This window comes from Ensifer sp. LC163 (assembly GCF_001695855.1).
Lineage (GTDB): Bacteria > Pseudomonadota > Alphaproteobacteria > Rhizobiales > Rhizobiaceae > Ensifer.
Window position 1 is genome coordinate 147,576 of sequence record NZ_MBSS01000023.1, and the last position, 18,993, is coordinate 166,568.

At 62.7% G+C, this 18,993-nt stretch carries 15 protein-coding genes; 11 read left to right on the plus strand and 4 right to left on the minus strand.

What is annotated here, in order from left to right:
• Positions 1-33: 33 nt before the first annotated feature.
• The gene (locus tag BC360_RS18885) at positions 34-2,433 is read right to left on the minus strand and encodes a transketolase-like TK C-terminal-containing protein (protein ID WP_065786123.1); all 2,400 of its coding nucleotides are present in this window, start codon (positions 2,431-2,433) and stop codon (positions 34-36) included.
• 123 nt (positions 2,434-2,556) lie between these two features.
• On the opposite strand from BC360_RS18885, the gene BC360_RS18890 reads away from it, so the two are divergent.
• Positions 2,557-3,048 carry an Lrp/AsnC family transcriptional regulator gene (locus tag BC360_RS18890; protein ID WP_065786124.1) on the plus strand — a complete coding sequence of 164 codons (492 nt, stop codon included), beginning with the start codon at positions 2,557-2,559 and terminating at the stop codon, positions 3,046-3,048.
• A gap of 22 nt (positions 3,049-3,070) precedes the next feature.
• Here BC360_RS18890 and BC360_RS18895 read toward each other — a convergent pair whose 3' ends face one another.
• Positions 3,071-3,709, minus strand: coding sequence for a TetR/AcrR family transcriptional regulator (locus BC360_RS18895; RefSeq protein ID WP_065796488.1), 639 nt, complete (start codon positions 3,707-3,709; stop codon positions 3,071-3,073).
• A gap of 279 nt (positions 3,710-3,988) precedes the next feature.
• Here BC360_RS18895 and BC360_RS18900 point away from each other — a divergent pair, with 279 nt between their 5' ends.
• From BC360_RS18900 to BC360_RS18920, 5 genes are all read left to right on the plus strand, one after another.
• Positions 3,989-4,552, plus strand: a complete 564-nt coding sequence (locus tag BC360_RS18900) for a TRAP transporter small permease (RefSeq protein WP_065796489.1) — start codon at positions 3,989-3,991, stop codon at positions 4,550-4,552.
• 10 nt (positions 4,553-4,562) lie between these two features.
• Positions 4,563-5,843 (plus strand): TRAP transporter large permease subunit, encoded by a 1,281-nt coding sequence (locus tag BC360_RS18905; RefSeq protein WP_065786127.1) that lies wholly within the window; start codon positions 4,563-4,565, stop codon positions 5,841-5,843.
• Positions 5,844-5,909: 66 nt separating this feature from the next.
• Positions 5,910-6,926 (plus strand): TRAP transporter substrate-binding protein, encoded by a 1,017-nt coding sequence (locus BC360_RS18910; protein ID WP_065796490.1) that lies wholly within the window; start codon positions 5,910-5,912, stop codon positions 6,924-6,926.
• Positions 6,927-6,986: 60 nt separating this feature from the next.
• Positions 6,987-7,847 carry a shikimate dehydrogenase gene (locus BC360_RS18915; protein ID WP_065796491.1) on the plus strand — a complete coding sequence of 287 codons (861 nt, stop codon included), beginning with the start codon at positions 6,987-6,989 and terminating at the stop codon, positions 7,845-7,847.
• Between the two features lie 17 nt (positions 7,848-7,864).
• Positions 7,865-9,748 (plus strand): bifunctional sugar phosphate isomerase/epimerase/4-hydroxyphenylpyruvate dioxygenase family protein, encoded by a 1,884-nt coding sequence (locus BC360_RS18920; protein ID WP_065796492.1) that lies wholly within the window; start codon positions 7,865-7,867, stop codon positions 9,746-9,748.
• Between the two features lie 32 nt (positions 9,749-9,780).
• On the opposite strand, the gene BC360_RS18925 is transcribed toward BC360_RS18920, so the two are convergent.
• Positions 9,781-10,584, minus strand: coding sequence for an isocitrate lyase/PEP mutase family protein (locus BC360_RS18925; RefSeq protein ID WP_065796738.1), 804 nt, complete (start codon positions 10,582-10,584; stop codon positions 9,781-9,783).
• A 91-nt stretch (positions 10,585-10,675) separates the two neighbouring features.
• Here BC360_RS18925 and BC360_RS18930 point away from each other — a divergent pair, with 91 nt between their 5' ends.
• The 5 genes from BC360_RS18930 to chrA all read left to right on the plus strand — a co-directional run bounded on the left by BC360_RS18930 (position 10,676) and on the right by chrA (position 18,585).
• On the plus strand, positions 10,676-11,608 hold the full coding sequence (locus BC360_RS18930; RefSeq protein ID WP_065786130.1) for a LysR family transcriptional regulator: 933 nt from the start codon (positions 10,676-10,678) through the stop codon (positions 11,606-11,608).
• Positions 11,609-11,828: 220 nt separating this feature from the next.
• A complete protein-coding gene (locus tag BC360_RS18935) occupies positions 11,829-12,935 on the plus strand; it encodes an efflux RND transporter periplasmic adaptor subunit (RefSeq protein WP_065796493.1) in 1,107 nt (368 codons plus the stop codon).
• 2 nt (positions 12,936-12,937) lie between these two features.
• Complete coding sequence (locus BC360_RS18940; RefSeq protein ID WP_065796494.1) at positions 12,938-16,153, plus strand: efflux RND transporter permease subunit; 3,216 nt, start codon at positions 12,938-12,940, stop codon at positions 16,151-16,153.
• 202 nt (positions 16,154-16,355) lie between these two features.
• Positions 16,356-17,177, plus strand: a complete 822-nt coding sequence (locus BC360_RS18945) for a chromate resistance protein ChrB domain-containing protein (protein WP_065796495.1) — start codon at positions 16,356-16,358, stop codon at positions 17,175-17,177.
• Position 17,178: 1 nt separating this feature from the next.
• Positions 17,179-18,585 (plus strand): chromate efflux transporter, encoded by a 1,407-nt coding sequence (gene chrA / locus BC360_RS18950; protein ID WP_065796496.1) that lies wholly within the window; start codon positions 17,179-17,181, stop codon positions 18,583-18,585.
• Positions 18,586-18,620: 35 nt separating this feature from the next.
• Here the strand turns inward: chrA and BC360_RS18955 are convergent, their stop codons facing one another.
• Positions 18,621-18,974, minus strand: coding sequence for a winged helix-turn-helix transcriptional regulator (locus BC360_RS18955; protein WP_065796497.1), 354 nt, complete (start codon positions 18,972-18,974; stop codon positions 18,621-18,623).
• Positions 18,975-18,993 lie beyond the last annotated feature (19 nt).

The following is an 18,993-nucleotide window of genomic DNA, read 5'->3' on the forward strand; positions in this document are numbered from 1 at the left end:
GCAGCTGAGCAACGCAAGGGCAGATTGGGCGTCCTATCCCACCTGCCTGAACGTCCGGCGGCTGCGGCTCAACGCGATCGACTCGGCCGCATCGAGGATGGAGTCGGTATCGATACCGAAATGCGCGTAGAGGTCGGCGATCGTACCCGTCTGCCCGAAATGCTCGACGCCGAGCGATACGGTCCGGTGGCCATGCACCGATCCGAACCAGCCGAGCGCGGCGGGATGACCATCCGTCACCGTAATGATCTCGCACGTATCGGACAGCGGCGCCAGCAGCGCCTCGATGTGGCTTTCCGCACCGTGATGGCCGTTACGGCGGGCACGCTGGGCCGCGGTCCAGCCGGCGTTGAGCCGGTCGGCCGACGTCACCGCCAGCACCGCGACATCGCGATGACGTTCCGCAAGCCGCCCGGCCGCCATCAGCACTTCGGGGGCGACGCAACCTTGATAGGCCAGCACCAGCTGAGTGTTCGGTCGCGGCTCGCGCAGCCAATAGGCGCCGTCGATCACCCCCTGGCGGAAGGCCGCATCCTCGCGGCGCTGCATCTGTTCCAGCGGACGGGTCGTCAACCGGAGATAGACGGAACCGCCCGTCGTATCGCGCAGCCATGTCCGTTCGTCATGCACGGCGTCGCCGTTACGCTGCATATAGTCGAAGGACCAGTCCATGATCACCGAGAGCTCGTCGAGATAGGCGGGCTCGAAGCTGGCAAGCCCGTCCTGGCTCATGCCGATCAGTTGCGATCCGATCGACTGGTGGGCGCCGCCCTCAGGCGCCAACGTGACGCCCGACGGGGTGCCGACAATCATGAACCGCGCATCCTGGTAGCAGGCATAATTCAGGGCATCGAGTCCGCGCGCCACGAACGGATCGTAGACCGTGCCGATCGGTAGCAGGCGCTCGCCGAACACCGAATGGGAAAGACCGGCCGCACCTAAGAGCAGGAAGAGGTTCATCTCGGCAATGCCGAGCTCGATATGCTGTCCACCGGGACCGAAGGCCCATTTCTGCGCCGAGGGAACCTTCTCGTCGCGGAACGTGTCGGCCTGCATTTCTCGGGCGAAAAGGCCGCGCCTGTTGACCCAGGGCCCGAGATTCGTTGAGACGGTCACGTCTGGCGCCATCGTCACGATGCGCGCGGCAAGCGCGTCGTCGCGCTGTGCCAGGGCATCAAGGATCTTGCCGAAACCCGCCTGGGTGGAAAGCTCGCGATCATCAAGGAGAACCGGCCCGGCAGATGCTACCGGTTCCGACTTGAACCGCCGGGTGCCCTTGGCAAAGAACGGCACGCTTTTCAGAAAGGTCTTCGCTGCCTCGGCGTCGGCAACCGCCGCAAACTCCTCCCATTCCTCGCCGGCGCTGACCCCAATCTTCTGCTGGAAATCCTGCATCTGTGCCTTCGTCATCAGGCCGGCATGGTTATCCTTGTGGCCGGCCAGCGGCGTTCCCCAGCCCTTGATCGTATAGGCGAGAAAGACCGTCGGGCGGTCATGGTCGATGCTTGCAAAGGTCTCGGCAAGCGTCTGGATGCAATGGCCGCCGAGATTGCTCATCAGCTCGGACAGCTCGTCGTCGCTGCGCGAAGCGAGCAGCTTGCTGACATTGCCCTGGTCGCCGATCTCGTCCTGCAGCCGCTTGCGCCAGGCACTGCCGCCCTGGAAGGTCAAGGCCGAATAGAGCTGGTTGGGGCAGCGATCGATCCAGGCCCGCAGGGTTTCGCCGCCGGGTTCCTTGAATGCAGCTTCCTGCAAGGCGCCATATTTGACGACCTTCACGTCCCAGCCGAAAGCCGTGAAGATCGCTTCGATCCGTTGCCACAGGCCTTCGCGAACGACACCGTCGAGGCTCTGGCGGTTGTAGTCGATCACCCACCAGGTATTGCGCAGGTCATGCTTCCAACCCTCCTGCAGGCACTCATAGATATTGCCCTCGTCGAGCTCCGCATCGCCGACGAGCGCGATCATGCGGCCGTCGCTGCGCTTTCGTGCCCAAGGCTTCGACGCGATGTAGTCCTGAATGATCGAGGCGAAGGCGGTGATGCCGACACCCAGACCAACGGAGCCGGTCGAAAAATCCACGTCGTCGATATCCTTGGTGCGGCTCGGGTAGGATTGCGCGCCGCCGAAACCGCGGAAATTCTCAAGCTTCTCGCGCGTCTGGTTGCCCATCAGGTACTGGATGGCATGGAAGACTGGTGCCGCATGTGGCTTGACCGCCACGCGATCCTCCGGCCGAAGGATGTGGAAGTACAGCGCCGTCATGATCGAAACGATCGATGCGCAGGACGCCTGATGTCCGCCGACTTTCACCTCGCCTTTTTCCCTGACGTGGTTGGCGTTGTGGATCATCCAGCATGCATGCCAGAGAACCTGCCGCTCCAGATCCTTCAGGCATTTCAGCGTGGCGGTCGGCAAAATCGGATTTTCCATGTCGGCTCCTCCCAGAACCCGGAAACGCTACACCCGACCGCGCGAAATATCCGATCTATCTTTGTTGGAAATTTTGCCGATACCGGCAATACTGACCGATGAAACGCCATTTTGGGAAATTTCATGCCGAAGAAAACGCCGAGCTTTGACGCCGCGACCATCCGCATTCTCGATCTTCTGCAGCAGAACGCCGAGATCAGCACGGCCGAGCTTGCCGATGCAACCGGGCTTTCGGCCTCTCCCTGCTGGCGGCGGGTCAACGAACTCAAGGAGAGCGGCGTCATCAAGGGCTCGGTCGCACTCGTCGACGCATTCGCCCTTGGCCTCGCGGTCAACGTGTTCGTGCACGTGTCGCTCAAGCAGCAGGACCGCGCCTCGCTCGATGTTTTCAGCGCCGCCATCAAGACCAAGCCCGAAATCGTCGAATGTTACCTGATGACGGGCGAGTCGGACTACATGCTGCGCGTCGTCGTCGAGGATCTGATGAAATACCAGGCGCTCGTCGTCGACTTCCTGACGACGATCCCCGGCGTCTCCAGCATCCGCTCGAGCTTCGCGCTCAGCCAGATCAAATATACGACCGCGCTGCCGACCGAGCATCTGCGCAACGGCTGAACGCGATGAGCCGAGCTACTTCTTAGCTCTTGAGGTAGCTCAACACGGCATCGGCGATCAGCCCCTTGTGCCGCTGCATCGTCTCCGGCTCGCAAAGGTCGCGACGGAAGATGGTGCCGAAGGTGTAGCGGTTGGAGACGCGGAAGAAGCAGAACGCGCTGATCAGCATATGCACGTCGATCGGATCGGCCGTGCGGTGGAACACGCCCTCGGCGACGCCGCGTTCCAGAATGCCGGCGATGGTTTCGATGATCGAGACGTTGAGATCGCGGATCGCCTCCGAGCGCATCATGTGGGCGGCGTGATGGATGTTTTCGATGCTGACCAGGCGCACGAATTCCGGGTTGGCCTGATCGTGGTCGAAGGTGGTTGAGATCAGGGTGCGCAGCGCAGCCTCGGGCGCAAGGCTCGACAATTGCAGATCGGCCTCCAGCGTGCGGATCTTGCGGTAGGACCGTTCGAGCACCGAGAGATAGAGCCCCTCCTTGCTCTCGAAATAATAGTAGATCATCCGCTTGGAGGTTCGGGTCTTTTCGGCGATCGCGTCGACGCGGGCGCCGGCGAGACCATGGGTCGCGAACTCGTCCGTCGCGACGATGAGGATGTCCTCCTTCGTGCGCTGTGGATCGTTCTTGCGTCCGTTCTCTGCTCGCGCCGCCATGCCCCGTCGCTTCCTCCACCCTTGATTCTCAAAGCGAAACGGCCGCGACCGTCCCGCTTTGGCCGCGGCTCCACTCCGCATGCTGTCCAAAGTCTTATTGAGGTTGCCCACTTCTTTCAAGAGATGCCGCTTGACATTCGAACTAGTTAGTACATTTTGAAACGGCATCCCGGTCGCTTGGAGGAGAGGTCGGCATGCCAGCCTTGCGCAATTGGGTGTCCTGATCGATGACGGACATCACAGGCCGCAAGACGCGGTTGATCGCCTGGGAGGAGCGAAATGGTCCGGATAATCGAATTCTGCTTCCTGATGCTGAAGGTTGCCATCGCGCTTCTGCTTGCGGGCATGGTCCTGCTCGTCTTCGGCAATGTCGTGCTGCGCTATGCCTTCAATACCGGCATCACCTATTCCGAAGAGCTGTCGCGCATCTTCTTCATCTGGCTGACCTTCCTCGGCGCCGTCATCGCGATGCGGGAACACTCCCATCTCGGCGTCGACTCGCTGCTGCGCCGCTTGCCGCCGCTCGGCGCGAAGGTCGCCATTCTCTGCGGACAGGCGCTGATGCTGGGCGCAACATGGCTGATGATAAGTGGCAGCTGGACGCAGACGCTGATCAATTTGCATGTGGCAGCGCCGGCGACCGGCATTTCCATGGGGTTCTTCTACGGCGCCGGCCTCGCCTTCGGCATTCCCGCCTTCCTGATCATCCTCTGGGACGCGTTTTGCGTGCTGACCGGCCGCATCGATGTGGCGACGGCCGAATTCGTGCGCGACAGCGAGGATCAAGCCGTCCTTGATGACCACCCGGCGCCTTCGCTCGCCCACCCAATCGCAAAGCCCTGAGGAGACGACGATGACCGTTACGATTTTCCTCGGCGCCCTGCTTGGTCCGATGGCCCTTGGCGTGCCGATCGCCTTTGCCCTGATCATCAGCGGCGTCGCGCTGATGATGTATCTCGGCCTCTACGACGCCCAGATCGTCGCCCAGAACGTGCTGAACGGCGCCGACAGCTTCCCGCTGATGGCTGTCCCCTTCTTCATGCTCGCCGGCGAAGTGATGAACACCGGCGGCCTGTCGCGGCGCATCGTCGACCTGGCGATGGCGATGGTCGGCCATATCCGCGGCGGGCTCGGTTTTGTGGCCATCTTTGCCGCCTGCATCATGGCGAGCCTTTCCGGCTCGGCCGTTGCCGATGCGGCGGCGCTCGGTGCCCTTCTGCTGCCGATGATGCTGAAATCCGGCCACGACCCGGCCCGCGCAGGCGGGCTGCTCGCCTCCGCCTCGATCATCGGTCCGATCATTCCGCCGTCGATCGGCTTCATCCTTTACGGTGTCGTCGGTGGCGTCTCGATCACCAAGCTTTTTCTTGCCGGCATTTTCCCCGGCCTGATGATTGCCGCTGCCCTCTGCGTGACCTGGATGATCGTGTCGCGGAAGGAACAACACCAGCTGCCGCCGCGCCAGAGCGGTGCCGTCAGGATGAAGACGTTCATCGACAGCCTTTGGGCGCTCTTCCTGCCTGTTATCATCATCGTCGGCTTGAAGTTCGGCGTGTTCACGCCGACGGAAGCCGGCGTCGTTGCAGCCGTCTACTCGCTGTTCGTGTCGATGGTGATCTATCGCGAGCTGCCGCCGGCCAAGCTGTTCCACGTCTTCGTGGCCGCGGCGAAGATAACGTCCATCGTGATGTTCCTTGTCGCCTGCGCCGCCGTGTCGGCCTGGCTGATCACGGTGGCCGATGTGCCCGGCGACCTCGCCGCCCTCGTCGAGCCGCTGATGGACAACCAGACGCTGTTGCTGCTGGCGATCATGGCCCTCGTCGTCGTCGTCGGCACCGCCATGGATATGACGCCGACCATTCTGATCATGACCCCTGTGCTGATGCCGATCATCAAGCAGGCGGGCATCGACCCGGTCTATTTCGGCGTTCTGTTCATCATCAACAACTCGATCGGCCTGATCACGCCGCCGGTCGGCACGGTGCTCAACGTCATCTGCGGCGTTTCGAAGCTGACGATGGAAGACCTCATGAAGGGCGTCATGCCGTTCCTGATTGCCGAACTGATCGTCCTGTTCCTGCTCGTGCTGTTCCCGCAGCTGGTGACCGTGCCGGTCTCCTGGTTCGGGCGATAGGCGCCGGCAACATCTGTAACGTTCAACCGGCCGGAGGGAGAACCCGGCCAAACCTGGGAGGGAAATATGTTCAACAAACTGATGAAAATGGCGCTCGGACTTGCCGTGCCGGTGGCGCTGATGGCGGCAAGCCCGGCGCTCGCCGAGATCCGCGAACAGCAGCTCAAGTTCGCCGCCGCCAACAACAAGGGCCATCCGCAGGTGATGGGCATGGAGAAGTTCGCCGAACTCGTGAAGGAAAAGAGCGGCGGGAAGATCGAGGTCAAGCTGTTTCCGGGCGGCGTACTCGGTGGCGACGTGCAGACCGTATCGGCGCTGCAGGGCGGGGTGATCGAAATGACGGTCTTGAACGCCGGAATCCTGGCAAGCAACGTCAAGCAGTTCGGCGCCGTCGACCTGCCCTTCCTTTTCAACAACGGCGAAGAGGCCGACAAGGTAATGGACGGCCCGTTCGGCACCAGCCTTGCCAACCTGTTGCCCGACACCGGGCTCGTTGGGCTCGGCTATTGGGAGCTGGGTTTCCGCAATCTCACCAACAATCGCCACCCGGTCACAAAGCTCGAGGACATCAAGGGCCTGAAGATCCGCACGATCCAGTCGCCGATCCCGATCGAGCTTTTCAACAATCTCGGCGCCAATGCCGTGCCGCTGCCCTACACCGAACTTTATACCGCGCTTGAAACCGGCACGGTCGACGGCCAGGAAAACCCGGCCGCCAACATTCTCAACGCCAAATTCTATGAAGTGCAGAAGTACATGACGGTGACCCGTCACCAGTACAATCCGCAGATCGTGCTCATCAGCAAGAAATTCTGGGACGGCCTCAACGACGAAGAGAAGGCGGTGCTGCAGGCATCTGCCACCGAGGCCCGCGACTATCAGCGCCAGGCCTCGCGCGAGTTCGACGCCAAGGCGATCGCCGACATCAAGGCAACCGGCATGGAAGTCAACGAACTGTCGCCGGAGGAAACCCAGAAGCTGCGCGATGCCGTCAAGCCGATGATCGAGAAGTTCAGCGCCGAAATTGGTGCCGATACCGTCGCAGCGCTGTTCAAAGAGCTTCAGATGCTTCGTGGCCAGTAAGCCTGCCGCCGGCCCGCGCTCAAGCGGGTCGGCAACCACCCGACTGATGAAAGCGTCGAGATGACCGAGACCCTTCTCAAACCGCTGAAAGCCGGATTGATCGGCGCCGGCATTCAAGCCTCGCTCACACCGGCCATGCACATGCGCGAAGGTGCGGCACAGGGCCTGACCTATGACTACGAGTTGATCGACCTGAGCCAGCGCGGCGCCAGCCCCGACGACCTGCCGCGGTTGCTGCGGGAGGCCGAATTACGGGGCCTTTGCGGGTTGAACATCACGCATCCATGCAAGCAACTGGTCATCCCGTTCCTCGACGAGCTGTCGGACGAAGCCCGAGATCTCGGCGCCGTGAACACGGTGGTGCTTAAGGCTGGTCGCCGCATCGGCCACAACACCGACTGGTGGGGATTTGCCGAAAGCTTTCGCCGCGGCCTGCCCGATGTGGCGCTGTCGAACGCGGTGCAGCTCGGCGCCGGCGGCGCCGGCGTTGCCACGGCCTATGCGGCCCTATCCTTAGGACTGGCATCGCTCACGGTTTTCGACCGGGAAGTGGAGCGCTCTGAGGCACTGGCGTCCAGTATGTCGGCGCTGTTTCCACAGGCGAACATTGCTGGCGGCACCGACCTTGCATCATCGATGAGAACAGCGGACGGCCTCATCCACGCAACGCCGACCGGCATGGCGAAATATCCCGGAATGCCGCTTCCTGCAGCGTTGCTCGAACCACGCCACTGGGTGGCCGAAGTCGTCTATTTCCCGCTGGAAACCGAACTGCTGGCCGAAGCCAGACGGCGCGGCTGCAGCACGCTCGACGGCGGCGGGATGGCGGTGTTTCAGGCCGTCGGCGCATTTCGCCTGTTTACCGGCCGAGAGCCAGATGCGGCGCGCATGCTCCGCCACTTCAAGGCCCTGACCGCCTGACAACGGAGGAAACCCGGATGAAGACCTCGATCGCGACCGTCTCCTTGAGCGGCGACCTGCGCAGCAAGCTGGAGGCCATAGCGAAGGCCGGTTTTGATGGCGTGGAAATCTTTGAGAACGATTTTCTCGTTTTCGACGAAAGCCCGCGCCAGGTCGGGCAGATGGTGCGCGACCACGGTCTGGAGATTTCTCTCTTCCAGCCGTTTCGCGATTTCGAGGGCATGCCCGAACCACTCAGAAGCCGGACCTTCGATCGGGCGGAGCGTAAGTTCGACCTGATGCAGGAGATGGGAACCGACCTGGTGCTCGTGTGTTCGAACGTCTCTCCCGCCGCAATCGGCGGTCTCGACCGGGCAGCCGCTGATTTTCGCGAGCTTGGCGAACGGGCGGCCAGACGGGCCTTGCGCGTCGGATACGAAGCGCTCGCCTGGGGACGTCACATCAACGATCACCGCGACGCCTGGGAAGTGGTGCGCCGGGCCGACCATCCCAATGTCGGCCTCATTCTCGATAGCTTTCACACGCTCGCGCGCAAGATCGACGTCAACTCCATCCGCTCCATACCGAAGGAGAAGATCTTCATCATCCAACTGGCGGACGCGCCGCTGATCGACATGGATCTGCTCTATTGGAGTCGGCATTTCCGCAACATGCCTGGCGAAGGCGACCTGCCCGTCCTCGAGTTCATGCGGGCCGTGGCGGCCACCGGCTATGACGACTATCTGTCGCTCGAAATCTTCAACGACCAGTTTCGCGGCGGCTCAGCGACGGCGATCTCCATCGACGGCCAGCGCTCGCTGCTCTATCTGGGCGACCAGGTGCGGCGGGCCGAGCCGGACATTGCCCTGCCCGTTCCCGAAATGCCCGCTCGGGCCGGCGTCGAAGGCATTGCCTTCATCGAATTCACCATCGACGAAAGCGAGGCACCTCAACTCGAGGCGCTGATCCAGACGCTCGGCTTCCGCAGGGCCGCGCGCCACAAGACGAAAAGCGTCGTCGTGTTCCAACAGGGTGATATCAGGCTGGTGATCAACACGGAAAACCGCGGCTTTGCCAACTCATCCTACCTCGTGCACGGCACCTCGGCCTATGCGATGGGCCTTCTGGTCGACGATGCACGGGCCGCGCACCGGCGGGCGCTTGCACTTGGCGCCGAGACGTTCGCCCAGCCAGTAGACGAGGGCGAGATCGAGATGCCGGCCGTTCACGGCGTCGGCGGCGGCATCGTCTATTTCCTCGATCGCAACAGCGACCTCGGGACCATATGGAATGTCGAGTTCGACCCTGTGGACGACCCGGCGACGTCCGCCGGACTGTCATCGATCGACCACATCGCCCAGACGATGCAATACGACGAACTCCTGACCTGGCTGCTGTTCTACACCTCGCTGCTGGAGGCCCATAAGACCCCGCTGGTCGACATCATCGACCCCTCCGGCATCGTACGCAGCCAGGTGGTGGAAAACACCGCCGGATCCCTGCGCATCACGATGAACGGCGCCGAGAACCGCAACACGCTTGCCGGACGCTTCATCGCCGAGACCTTCGGCTCCGGCATCCAGCATCTGGCCTTCAAGACGGACGACATCTTCAGGACTGCAGACGCACTTGCGGCGGGCGGCTTTGTCTCGCTGGCGATCTCACCCAATTATTACGACGATCTGGAAGCTCGCTTCGGCCTCGATCCGCATTTCACCGAACGGCTGAAGGCGCACAACATCCTTTACGACAAGGACGAACACGGCGAGTATTTTCAGCTCTACAGTCCGACCTTCTCTGGTGGATTCTTTTTCGAGATCGTCGAGCGCCGCGGATATCGCGGCTATGGCGCGGCGAACGCGATCTTCCGGATCGCCGCGCTTCGCAAGTCTCTGGAACCGGCCGGCATGCCCCGCGCGTGAGCATCAGCGGCACGCCTGTCGGACAGCCACGATCAAAAGCAGGCATTGACCTCGGAATAGGGCGCGGCGAATTCAAAGAGCGGTTCGGATCGACCATCGGCGAGGAAGTTGGCTGCCAATGCCGATGCATGCTCCCAAAGCGTTTGAGAGATCCATGAGCCGACGCTAACCCGACGGACGCCGAGCGTGGCGAGGTCGCTCGCTGGCGGCAGGCCGGGCCAGGCTATGACATTCAGCAACAGCTCGGTGCCTGCTGCAATCTGCGCAATGTCGTCTCGGTTGGTCACGCCGAGCACGAACAAGCCGTTGGCTCCTGCCTCCTGATATTGTCTTGCGCGTGTCAGGACCTCGTTCACGCGTAAGTTTTCAGGGACAAGGTTCCGCGCATAAACGTCAGTGCGCGCGTTGACATAGAGCCCGACACCGAGCCGCTCCGCGGTTTGCCGGATCTGCTCGATCTTCCGGCAGAGGACGTGCGGCGAGGCGGCGCCATCCTGAATATTGAACCCGACCGCGCCGGCCTCGACAAACCGCGCCGCCGTTTCGGCAATGCTGTCGCATTCTTCGATGTAACCGCCTTCGATATCGACGCTCAACGGCACCGTGACGACCCGGGCGATCGCAGCGATCGTTGCGAGATGGCGATCCAGCGGAAGAGCATCACCATCGCGGTAGCCGAGCGACCATGCGACACCGGCGCTTGTCGTTGCAATCGCGCGCGCGCCGAGCCGCTCGATCAGTAGGGCGCTGCCGGCATCCCAGGCGTTTGGCAACCGCAACGGTTCCGGCTGACGATGAAGAGCATTGAAAACTTCGGCTTTGCTGTTGCTGGACAAGATGGCCTCCATTGGAAAGCCTATCTCTCGCAATTGCGATCGCTGAAGATAATAGCTAAAAATTTCCAGAAATCATTCCTGGAGAGACGCAATGGAGGAGCCCGCTCTTCACCTGGTGCAGGCCTTCGTTGCCGTGGTCAAACACCACAGCTTCGCCAAGGCGGCGCAGGAACTCCAAATGACACCCTCGTCCGTGAGCCGGCTGGTCAAGACACTGGAAAGACAGGTTGGTGTCCTGTTGATCAACCGGACGACGAGGGCAATGTCACTGACGGATGCGGGACAACGCTACTTCAGCGATAGCGCGGCGGCGCTGGAGCAATTGCGTCAAGCACACCGGCGGGCGCGCGATGAACAGGACCTGCCGAGCGGCACCCTCAAGCTCAGCGTATCGGTGTCGTTCGGCCGCGATCACGTCGTGCCGCATCTGGCCGCCTTCCTGGCCGCATATCCTCGCCTTCAACTCGACCTGCTGATGACGGATCGATATGTCGATATCGTCGCCGAGGGTGTGGCGGTGGCGATCCGCATCGGAACCCTCCCGGACTCGACGTTGATTGCGCGCAAGCTCCTGAGCAACCGAAGAATCCTGGTGGCGGCGCCACGTTATCTGGAGAAGCGTGGTGTGCCGGCCGGTATCGAGGCGCTTAAACAACATGAGTGCGTCGTATCGACGGCCAACCATGACGGCGAGCTTTGGCGGTTGTTTGGACCGGAAGGCGAGCACACGTTCCGTCCCCAGGGCAGGATGCGCGCGGACAACGGGGACGCCGTCCATCAACTGGCGATCGACGGTCAGGGCATAGCGTTTCACTCCGCCGTGACGATGGCCGAGTCCATGCGCCTGGGCAAACTCGTCCAGATCCTGCCGCAGTGGACCGGGCGAGAAACGGGCGTCTATTGTGTTTTCCCTTCGCGCCACATCGGTCCCGCGGCCAAGGCATTCGTCGATTTCCTGGTGACGCGGTGGAGCGGGGAAACAAGGGCGACCCTGGTCGGCCATTTGGCCGCAGAGGCGCGCTAGCTTGCAGGCGCCACCCGTACCAACCTGAGATCATGCGGGCATGTTCGATCCACGCGCACTGAGGACAGCCGGTCATGGCATACTCGCCTGCAGACGCCGCTTGACGGTTTCGCAAGACAGAACAGAGATTTGGTCTTTAAAGACAGAGAGTTCGTGACTAATGTGCGGTTGAGCAGACGACGCGGGACTGAACCTGGCCTTGCTGCTGAAAGGATGTTGCATGACCGTGCCGAAAGTCGCCTTCTCTGCCTTTTCCTTCCTTCTTGCCGTCGCGCTCAGCGTCTCGGCTGCTTACGCACAGCAGGTACCGGCGGTGGTCGTGGCGCCTGCCAGGGTCGTGGACCTGCGCGAGAGCGTCGACCTGACGGGTCGGGTCGTCGCAACCCAGAAAGTCGATATCCGTGCACGCGTCGCCGGCTTCCTGGAGGCGGTCAATTTTAAGGAAGGGCAGAAGGTAACGTCCGGGACCGTGCTCTATCAGGTCGAGGATGGCGCCTATCGGGCGGCCGTACAGGAAATAGAAGGTTCGATCCAGGCGGCCGAGGCGCAACGGGACCTCGCAGTGCTCGAAAGAGACCGCGCCAAGCAGCTGATCGCAACCAACACGATCTCGCAAGCCAAGGTCGATACCGCAAACGCCGAAGTCAAGAAGGCGGAGGCTGAGCTCGTACGGCTCAAGGGTAGCAAGCAGAGCGCCGACCTCAACCTCTCCTACACGAAAATTACCGCGCCTTTCGACGGCGTGCTCGGCCTGACCACGGCAGATGTCGGCGCGCTGGTCGGCCCGGACACCGGCCCGCTCGTTACCTTGACGAGGCTCGATCCGATCTATGTCGAATTTCCGGTCTCCACCTCGCTGCTTCTGACCTATCGGGAGCGCGTGCAGAAGGGGATGACGCCCGGCGGCGCCAATGTCGGGCTGACCTTGCCCAACGGCACGGAGTACCCCCTGAAAGGCACCATCGATTTCATCGCCAGCAACGTCGCGCAGGGAACCGACACCGTGACGGTGCGCGCGCAGTTCGACAACCCGAACGCGCTGCTGCTCGACGGCACGCTCGTGCGCGTCATCCTCGAACAATCCGAAAAGCAGGACGTTCTGGCTGTACCGCAGCAGGCGGTCCAGCGCGACCAGCAGGGTGCCTTCGTTATGGTGGTCGATGCCGCCTCGAAGGTCGAGCTGCGCCGCATCGACGTTGCCCGCTCCGCTCGCGGCCTCTCGGTGGTTACCGAGGGGCTTAAGGAGGGCGAAAACGTCATCACCGAAGGTGTCGGCAAGGTCAGGCCCGGCATCACCGTGGACGCAGCACCGGCGACGGGTGGCTGAGCATGATCTCCGAAATCTTCATCGATCGCCCGCGCTTTGCCGCAGTCATCTCGATCGTTCTCACGCTGGCCGGCCTGATCGCGCTCACCCGGCTGCCGATCGCGCAGTTCCCCGACATCGTGCCGCCACAGGTGAGCGTCACCGCAAGCTACCCCGGCGCCGGCGCCGAGGTGGTCGAAACGACCGTCGCCCAACCGATCGAAAGCAAGATCGTCGGCGTCGACGACATGCTCTACATGAAATCGACGAGCGGCGCCGACGGCTCCTATACGCTGACCGTCACGTTCGCTGTCGGCACCGACCCCGATATCGCCACCGTGAATGTGCAGAACCGCGTGTCGCTTGCCGAGGCCGGCCTACCGTCCGAGGTGAAGCAGACCGGCGTCAGCGTGCGCAAGAAATCGTCGGCCCTGATGCAGGTGATCACCATCTACGGCAAGGAAGACGCCAGTTTCGATTCGCTGTTTCTTTCGAACTACGCGACGATCAACCTGCTGGACACGGTCAAGCGCGTGCCGGGCGTCGGCGACGCCTCGCTGTTCGGCGCACAAGACTACGCCATGCGCGTCGTGCTCGACATCGACCGCCTGACCAATCTCGGCCTGACGCCGACCGATGTGATCAACGCGCTCAAGGCGCAGAACGTCCAGGCGGCCATCGGCCGGATCGGCGCGCAGCCGATGACAGACGACCCGCTGTTCCAGCTCAATCTCCAGACCCAGGGACGCCTCACCGATCCCTCGCAGTTCGAGAATGTGGTCTTGAGGGCCGAGCCGGACGGCTCCTTCGTGCGCATTCGCGACATCGCGAAGGTCGAGCTGGGCGCGTCGAGCTCCGACTCCAGCGCCCGCTTCAACGGCAAGCCGGTTGCGATGATCGGCACCTATCAGGCGCCGGGGGCCAATGCGCTTGCCGCCGCCGAGGGCGTCAATCAGGCGCTGGAACGGCTTTCCCGGTCGTTTCCCGAGGGCCTGACCTACTCCGTCTCCTACGACACGACCCAGTTCGTCGAGGCGAGCGTCGAGAATGTCGAGCACACGCTGCTCGAAGCCTTTGTGCTCGTCATCATCGTCGTCTTCCTGTTCCTCGGCAATGTCAGGGCAACTTTGATCCCTCTGATCGCCGTGCCCGTCGCACTGATCGGCACCTTCGCGATCATCCTCGCCATGGGTTTTTCGCTGAACACGATATCGCTGCTGGCGATGGTTCTGGCGATCGGCATCGTCGTCGACGATGCGATCGTCGTGGTCGAGAACATCGAACGGGTGATGGAGGAAAACCCCGGCATGCAGGCGCCAGAGGCGGCGCGGCTTGCCATGGGCGAGATCACCGGGGCGATCGTCGCCATCACGCTGGTCCTGCTGTCGGTGTTCGTTCCCGTCGCGTTCATTCCGGGATTGAGCGGCCAACTGTTCCAGCAATTCGCCGTGGCGGTATCCGTGTCGATGGTGATCTCCGCGATCAATGCGCTGACCTTGAGCCCGGCACTCTGCTCCATCCTGCTGAAACCGCATCACGGACCGAAACGCGGCATCCTCGGCTGGATCTCGCGGCGGATCGACAACGGGCGCGATGGCTATGTGCATGTCGCCGGGCATATCGCCCGGCGGGCGATCCTCGGCATCCTGCTTCTGGCCGTCGCGATCGGCGCCAGCGGCTGGCTCTTCCGCATCGTGCCGACCGGCTTCCTGCCGAGCGAAGACCAGGGTGCTTACTTCACCGAAGTACGACTGCCTGAAGGCGCGTCCTACAACCGGACGGACGCGGTCGTGCGCGAAGTTGAAACGATGCTCGGCGGGATCGACGGCGTTGCCAATGTCATTACGGTCACCGGTTACAGCTTCCTCGATGGCCTGTCCAAATCGAACAGCGCCTTTGCCATCGTCACGATGAAGCCGTTCGCCGAGCGCACCAGCACGGCCAGCTCCGTCGATGCGGCGATCGCCACGACCATGGCCAAGGGTGCAGCCATCCGCGGTGCGCAGATCTTCGCCTTCAACCTGCCGCCGATCATGGGCCTCGGCACGGGTTCGGGCTTCGAATACCAGCTGCTCGACCTGCAAGGCCGATCGCCAGCGGATCTGGCGGCAACCGCCGGCGGCCTGATCGTGGCTGCCAATCAGAACCCGCTGCTCGGCCCCACTTTCACCACCTATTCGGCAAGCGCACCGCAGCTCTACCTCGATCTCGATCGAGATCGCCTGCAGGCGCTCGGCGTGTCGGTGAGCGACCTCTTTACCACCCTCCAGGGCACCCTCGGATCCTACTACGTCAACGACTTCAACCTCTTCGGACGCAGCTGGAAGGTCAATCTGCAGGCGGCCGAAGCCGACCGCAGCTCGGTCGACGACATCTCACGCCTGCACGTGCGCAACGCGTCGGGCGGCATGGTGCCTGTCGCTTCCGTCGCCCGCGTCGAGTATGTGATCGGGCCGCAATCGATCGTGCGGTACAACAATTACCGTTCCATCACCCTCAATGGCCAACCCGCGACCGGCGTGTCGTCCGGCGAGGCGCTTGCCGCGATGGAGGCGCTGTCGGCAACCACCCTGCCGCCCGGCTATAGCTACGAGTGGACGGGAACTGCGTTGCAGGAACTTCAAGCGGCAGGACAGACGACGGCCATTCTCGCGCTGGCGGTGCTGTTTGCCTATCTGTTCCTGGTCGCGCTCTACGAAAGTTGGACGATCCCGGTCCCCGTATTGCTGTCGGTGGCGGTCGGCGTCGCCGGCGCCCTTGTCTCGGTTCTCGTGGCGGGCCTGTCGTTCGACATTTACGCCCAGATCGGCCTCGTCGTCCTCATCGCGCTCGCGTCCAAGAATGCGATCCTGATCGTCGAATTCGCCAAGTTCCATCGTGAGAAGGGTGCAGGTATCGTCGAAGCGGCGGTCGAAGGCGCGCGCGCCCGCTTCCGCGCGGTGATGATGACGAGCTTCGCCTTCATCGTCGGCCTCGTCCCCCTGGTGACAGCGCAAGGGGCCGGCATGCTGAGCCGGCGCGCCGTCGGTACGGGGGTCGCGGGCGGCATGCTTGCAGCCTCGCTGATCGGGATCTTCATCATCCCGGCCCTCTATGTCGTGTTTCAATGGTTGCGCGAACGTGGCCATAAGCTTGCCGGCCTTTCATCTGCGGGCGGAGTGCACGCGCCAGCGACAACAGGCGATACCGAGAACAGCGAAGAGGTGCGCCCGGCCGCAGTCGAGCAAAGCGTCCCCTAGGGTCATTCACCAACACGCTGAGATAAAGCATTGCATGCACGGGGCCGCCGATGAAACGGCGGCCTTCGATCCGATAGACACCGTCCAACGGCTTGACAGACCTCGCGAAACAGGGACAAAATCGGGCATGGGGTCGCGATCACCCCACGAGGCGACAGCCGAAGCATCGCGTCCATGCAACCGCTCAGACGGAGGACGCGTTATGCCGTCACTTCTGGAAATTTCACCGGAAAAACTTGCCCGCCTTATCGGCACTCCCAAATGCCCTGCGCTTATCGATGTCAGGATCGACGAGGATTTCGATGCCGATCCGCGCCTGATCCCCGGATCACTGCAGCGTGACTACCGTTTCGTGCAGGACTGGGGCAAAGACTTCGCTGAGCGGTCCGCAGTCATCATCTGCCAGCGCGGCAAGAAGCTGAGCCATGGCGTCGCCGCCTGGCTTCGACACGCCGGAATTCCGGCCGACGTCCTGGAAGGCGGATTTGAGGCATGGGCGGAAGCCGGTTATCCGGCTGTGCCCGCGTCCACGGTGCCAAACCGCCAGACGAGCGGACACACGCTCTGGGTCACGCGCGCTCGCCCGAAAATCGACCGTATTGCCTGTCCTTGGCTCATTCGGCGCTTCGTCGATCCAAATGCCGTTTTCCTGTTTGTCGCACCGGCCGAAGTCGAAGCGGTGGCAGAGCGTTTCGACGCCACGCCTTTTGACATCGACGCCCCGATCCGTTGGAGCCATCGGGGCGACCGCTGCACCTTCGACGTGATGGTGGAGGCGTTCGGGCTGGAAACGGAACCGATGCTGCGGCTGGCAACCATCGTACGAGGCGCAGACACAGCGCGCCTCGACCTTGCCCCCGAGGCTGCCGGCCTGCTTGCGGTTTCGCTCGGGCTCTCGCGCATGTATGCAGACGATCATGAGCAACTGGAGGCAGGTATGCTGCTCTATGACGCCTTCTACCGCTGGTGCCGCGACGCCACCAGCGAAACGCACAACTGGCCCTCGCCGAAGAAGGGCGCATGAAATGACCGATGTTGTTCACACCGCCGACGCCGGCACGGCGTCGGCGCCCCATGGCCATGGCATCTCGTTTGCGGAAGCTTTCTGGGTCTGGGTGCGGATCGCTGCCTTGAGCTTCGGCGGCCCCGCGGGCCAGATCGCGGTGATGCATCGCATCCTCGTCGACGAGAAACGCTGGATCGGCGAACACCGTTTCCTGCACGCGCTCAATTACTGCATGTTGTTGCCCGGTCCCGAGGCACAGCAGCTCGCAATCTACATCGGCTGGCTGCTGCATCGCACTGCCGGCGGCCTCGTCGCCGGCATTTTGTTCGTGCTTCCGGGTTTCCTCGCCATCCTGGGGTTGAGCTACGTCTACGCCGCCTTTGGCAATGTCAGCCTGATCGAGGGGCTATTCTTCGGGTTGAAGGCGGCCGTGCTTGCGGTCGTCGTCCAGGCGGTATTCCGCATTGGCAGCCGGGCGCTGAAAAACAGGCTGATGATCGGCATCGCGGCCGCAGCCTTTGTCGCAATCTTCTTCTTCCGCGTGCCCTTTCCGCTGATCATCCTGACGGCCGGGATCGTCGGCTACATCGGCGGACGCCTGGGCTCGCCGCTCTTTCGGATCGGCGGCGGCCATGGCAAGGCAACCGGACCGGTGCTCAAGGACGAGGATTCGGCGCTCGGCGAACAGACGCCGGCGCATGCCCGCCCCAATCTCTCCTGGTCGCTCAGGGTGTCCGCGGTGTTTCTCGCCCTGTGGCTCGTGCCGCTGGCGCTTCTGTTTACGCTCCTCGGGCCGAACGACGTGTTCACCGAGATCGGATCGTTCTTCAGCAAGATGGCGGTCGTCACCTTCGGGGGTGCCTATGCCGTGCTCGCCTATGTCGCGCAGGAAGCCGTGCAACATTACGGCTGGCTCAAACCGGGCGAAATGCTCGACGGTCTCGGCATGGCGGAAACGACCCCCGGCCCGCTGATCATGGTCGTCCAGTTTGTCGGCTTCATGGGCGCTTATCGCGATCCCGGAACGCTTGCCCCGATGACGGCTGCAACGCTGGGCGCGCTGTTGACGACGTGGGTGACCTTCGTGCCCTGTTTTCTCTGGATCTTCCTCGGCGCGCCCTTCATCGAGAAACTGAGGGGCAATATCGCCCTGACCGGCGCGATGTCGGCCATCACTGCCGCCGTCGTCGGCGTCATCCTCAACCTTGCGGTCTGGTTCGGCCTTCATACGCTGTTTGCGCAGGTCGTCCCGTGGAGCATCGGCGGCCTTACGCTCGATGTGCCGGTCTTGAGTTCGCTGGTATTGCCGTCACTGTTGCTGACGCTTGCGGCGGCGCTGGCGATCTTCCGCTTCAACGCCTCGGTGATTGCAACGCTGCTCGCGTCAGCCTTGGTCGGCATGGCGTGGACGCTGATCGGCGCATGAGGAAGTAGCGTCGTGCGGGGGCCGTGACGCAGTCTTTAGGCTGCAGCGCTCTCCGTCGACGGCATGTTGGCGTCCCCCCAGGTCTTGAGAGCAAGGATGACCGGCTCCAGCGTACGGCCGCGTTCCGAGAAATCATAATCGACCCGGGGCGGGACCTGGGCAAAAACCGTGCGCGTGATCAGGCCGTCGGCCTCGAGCTCGCGCAACTGGTTCGTCAGCATGCGCTGGGTAACGTTCGGCAGCTTCCGGCGGATTTCATTGAAGCGCATGGTGCCGGCCATCAAGTGGTAGAGAACGACGCCCTTCCACTTGCCGTCGATCAGGCTGAGTGTCGCCTCGACGGCACATCCCGGGCTGCAGTCGAAACGATCGTGGCGCGTACGTCCCATCCAATGGTATCCTTTTCGA

What these genes read in the sequence shown, in the direction of transcription:
- BC360_RS18920 (WP_065796492.1), top strand. Translation starts at nt 7,865, where the DNA reads ATGAAGACCTCGATCGCGACCGTCTCCTTGAGCGGCGACCTGCGCAGC.
- BC360_RS18935 (WP_065796493.1), top strand. Translation starts at nt 11,829, where the DNA reads ATGACCGTGCCGAAAGTCGCCTTCTCTGCCTTTTCCTTCCTTCTTGCC.
- BC360_RS18940 (WP_065796494.1), top strand. Translation starts at nt 12,938, where the DNA reads ATGATCTCCGAAATCTTCATCGATCGCCCGCGCTTTGCCGCAGTCATC.
- BC360_RS18910 (WP_065796490.1), top strand. Translation starts at nt 5,910, where the DNA reads ATGTTCAACAAACTGATGAAAATGGCGCTCGGACTTGCCGTGCCGGTG.
- chrA (WP_065796496.1), top strand. Translation starts at nt 17,179, where the DNA reads ATGACCGATGTTGTTCACACCGCCGACGCCGGCACGGCGTCGGCGCCC.
- BC360_RS18930 (WP_065786130.1), top strand. Translation starts at nt 10,676, where the DNA reads ATGGAGGAGCCCGCTCTTCACCTGGTGCAGGCCTTCGTTGCCGTGGTC.
- BC360_RS18945 (WP_065796495.1), top strand. Translation starts at nt 16,356, where the DNA reads ATGCCGTCACTTCTGGAAATTTCACCGGAAAAACTTGCCCGCCTTATC.
- BC360_RS18955 (WP_065796497.1), bottom strand. Translation starts at nt 18,974, where the DNA reads ATGGGACGTACGCGCCACGATCGTTTCGACTGCAGCCCGGGATGTGCC.
- BC360_RS18905 (WP_065786127.1), top strand. Translation starts at nt 4,563, where the DNA reads ATGACCGTTACGATTTTCCTCGGCGCCCTGCTTGGTCCGATGGCCCTT.
- BC360_RS18890 (WP_065786124.1), top strand. Translation starts at nt 2,557, where the DNA reads ATGCCGAAGAAAACGCCGAGCTTTGACGCCGCGACCATCCGCATTCTC.
- BC360_RS18885 (WP_065786123.1), bottom strand. Translation starts at nt 2,433, where the DNA reads ATGGAAAATCCGATTTTGCCGACCGCCACGCTGAAATGCCTGAAGGAT.
- BC360_RS18915 (WP_065796491.1), top strand. Translation starts at nt 6,987, where the DNA reads ATGACCGAGACCCTTCTCAAACCGCTGAAAGCCGGATTGATCGGCGCC.
- BC360_RS18895 (WP_065796488.1), bottom strand. Translation starts at nt 3,709, where the DNA reads ATGGCGGCGCGAGCAGAGAACGGACGCAAGAACGATCCACAGCGCACG.
- BC360_RS18900 (WP_065796489.1), top strand. Translation starts at nt 3,989, where the DNA reads ATGGTCCGGATAATCGAATTCTGCTTCCTGATGCTGAAGGTTGCCATC.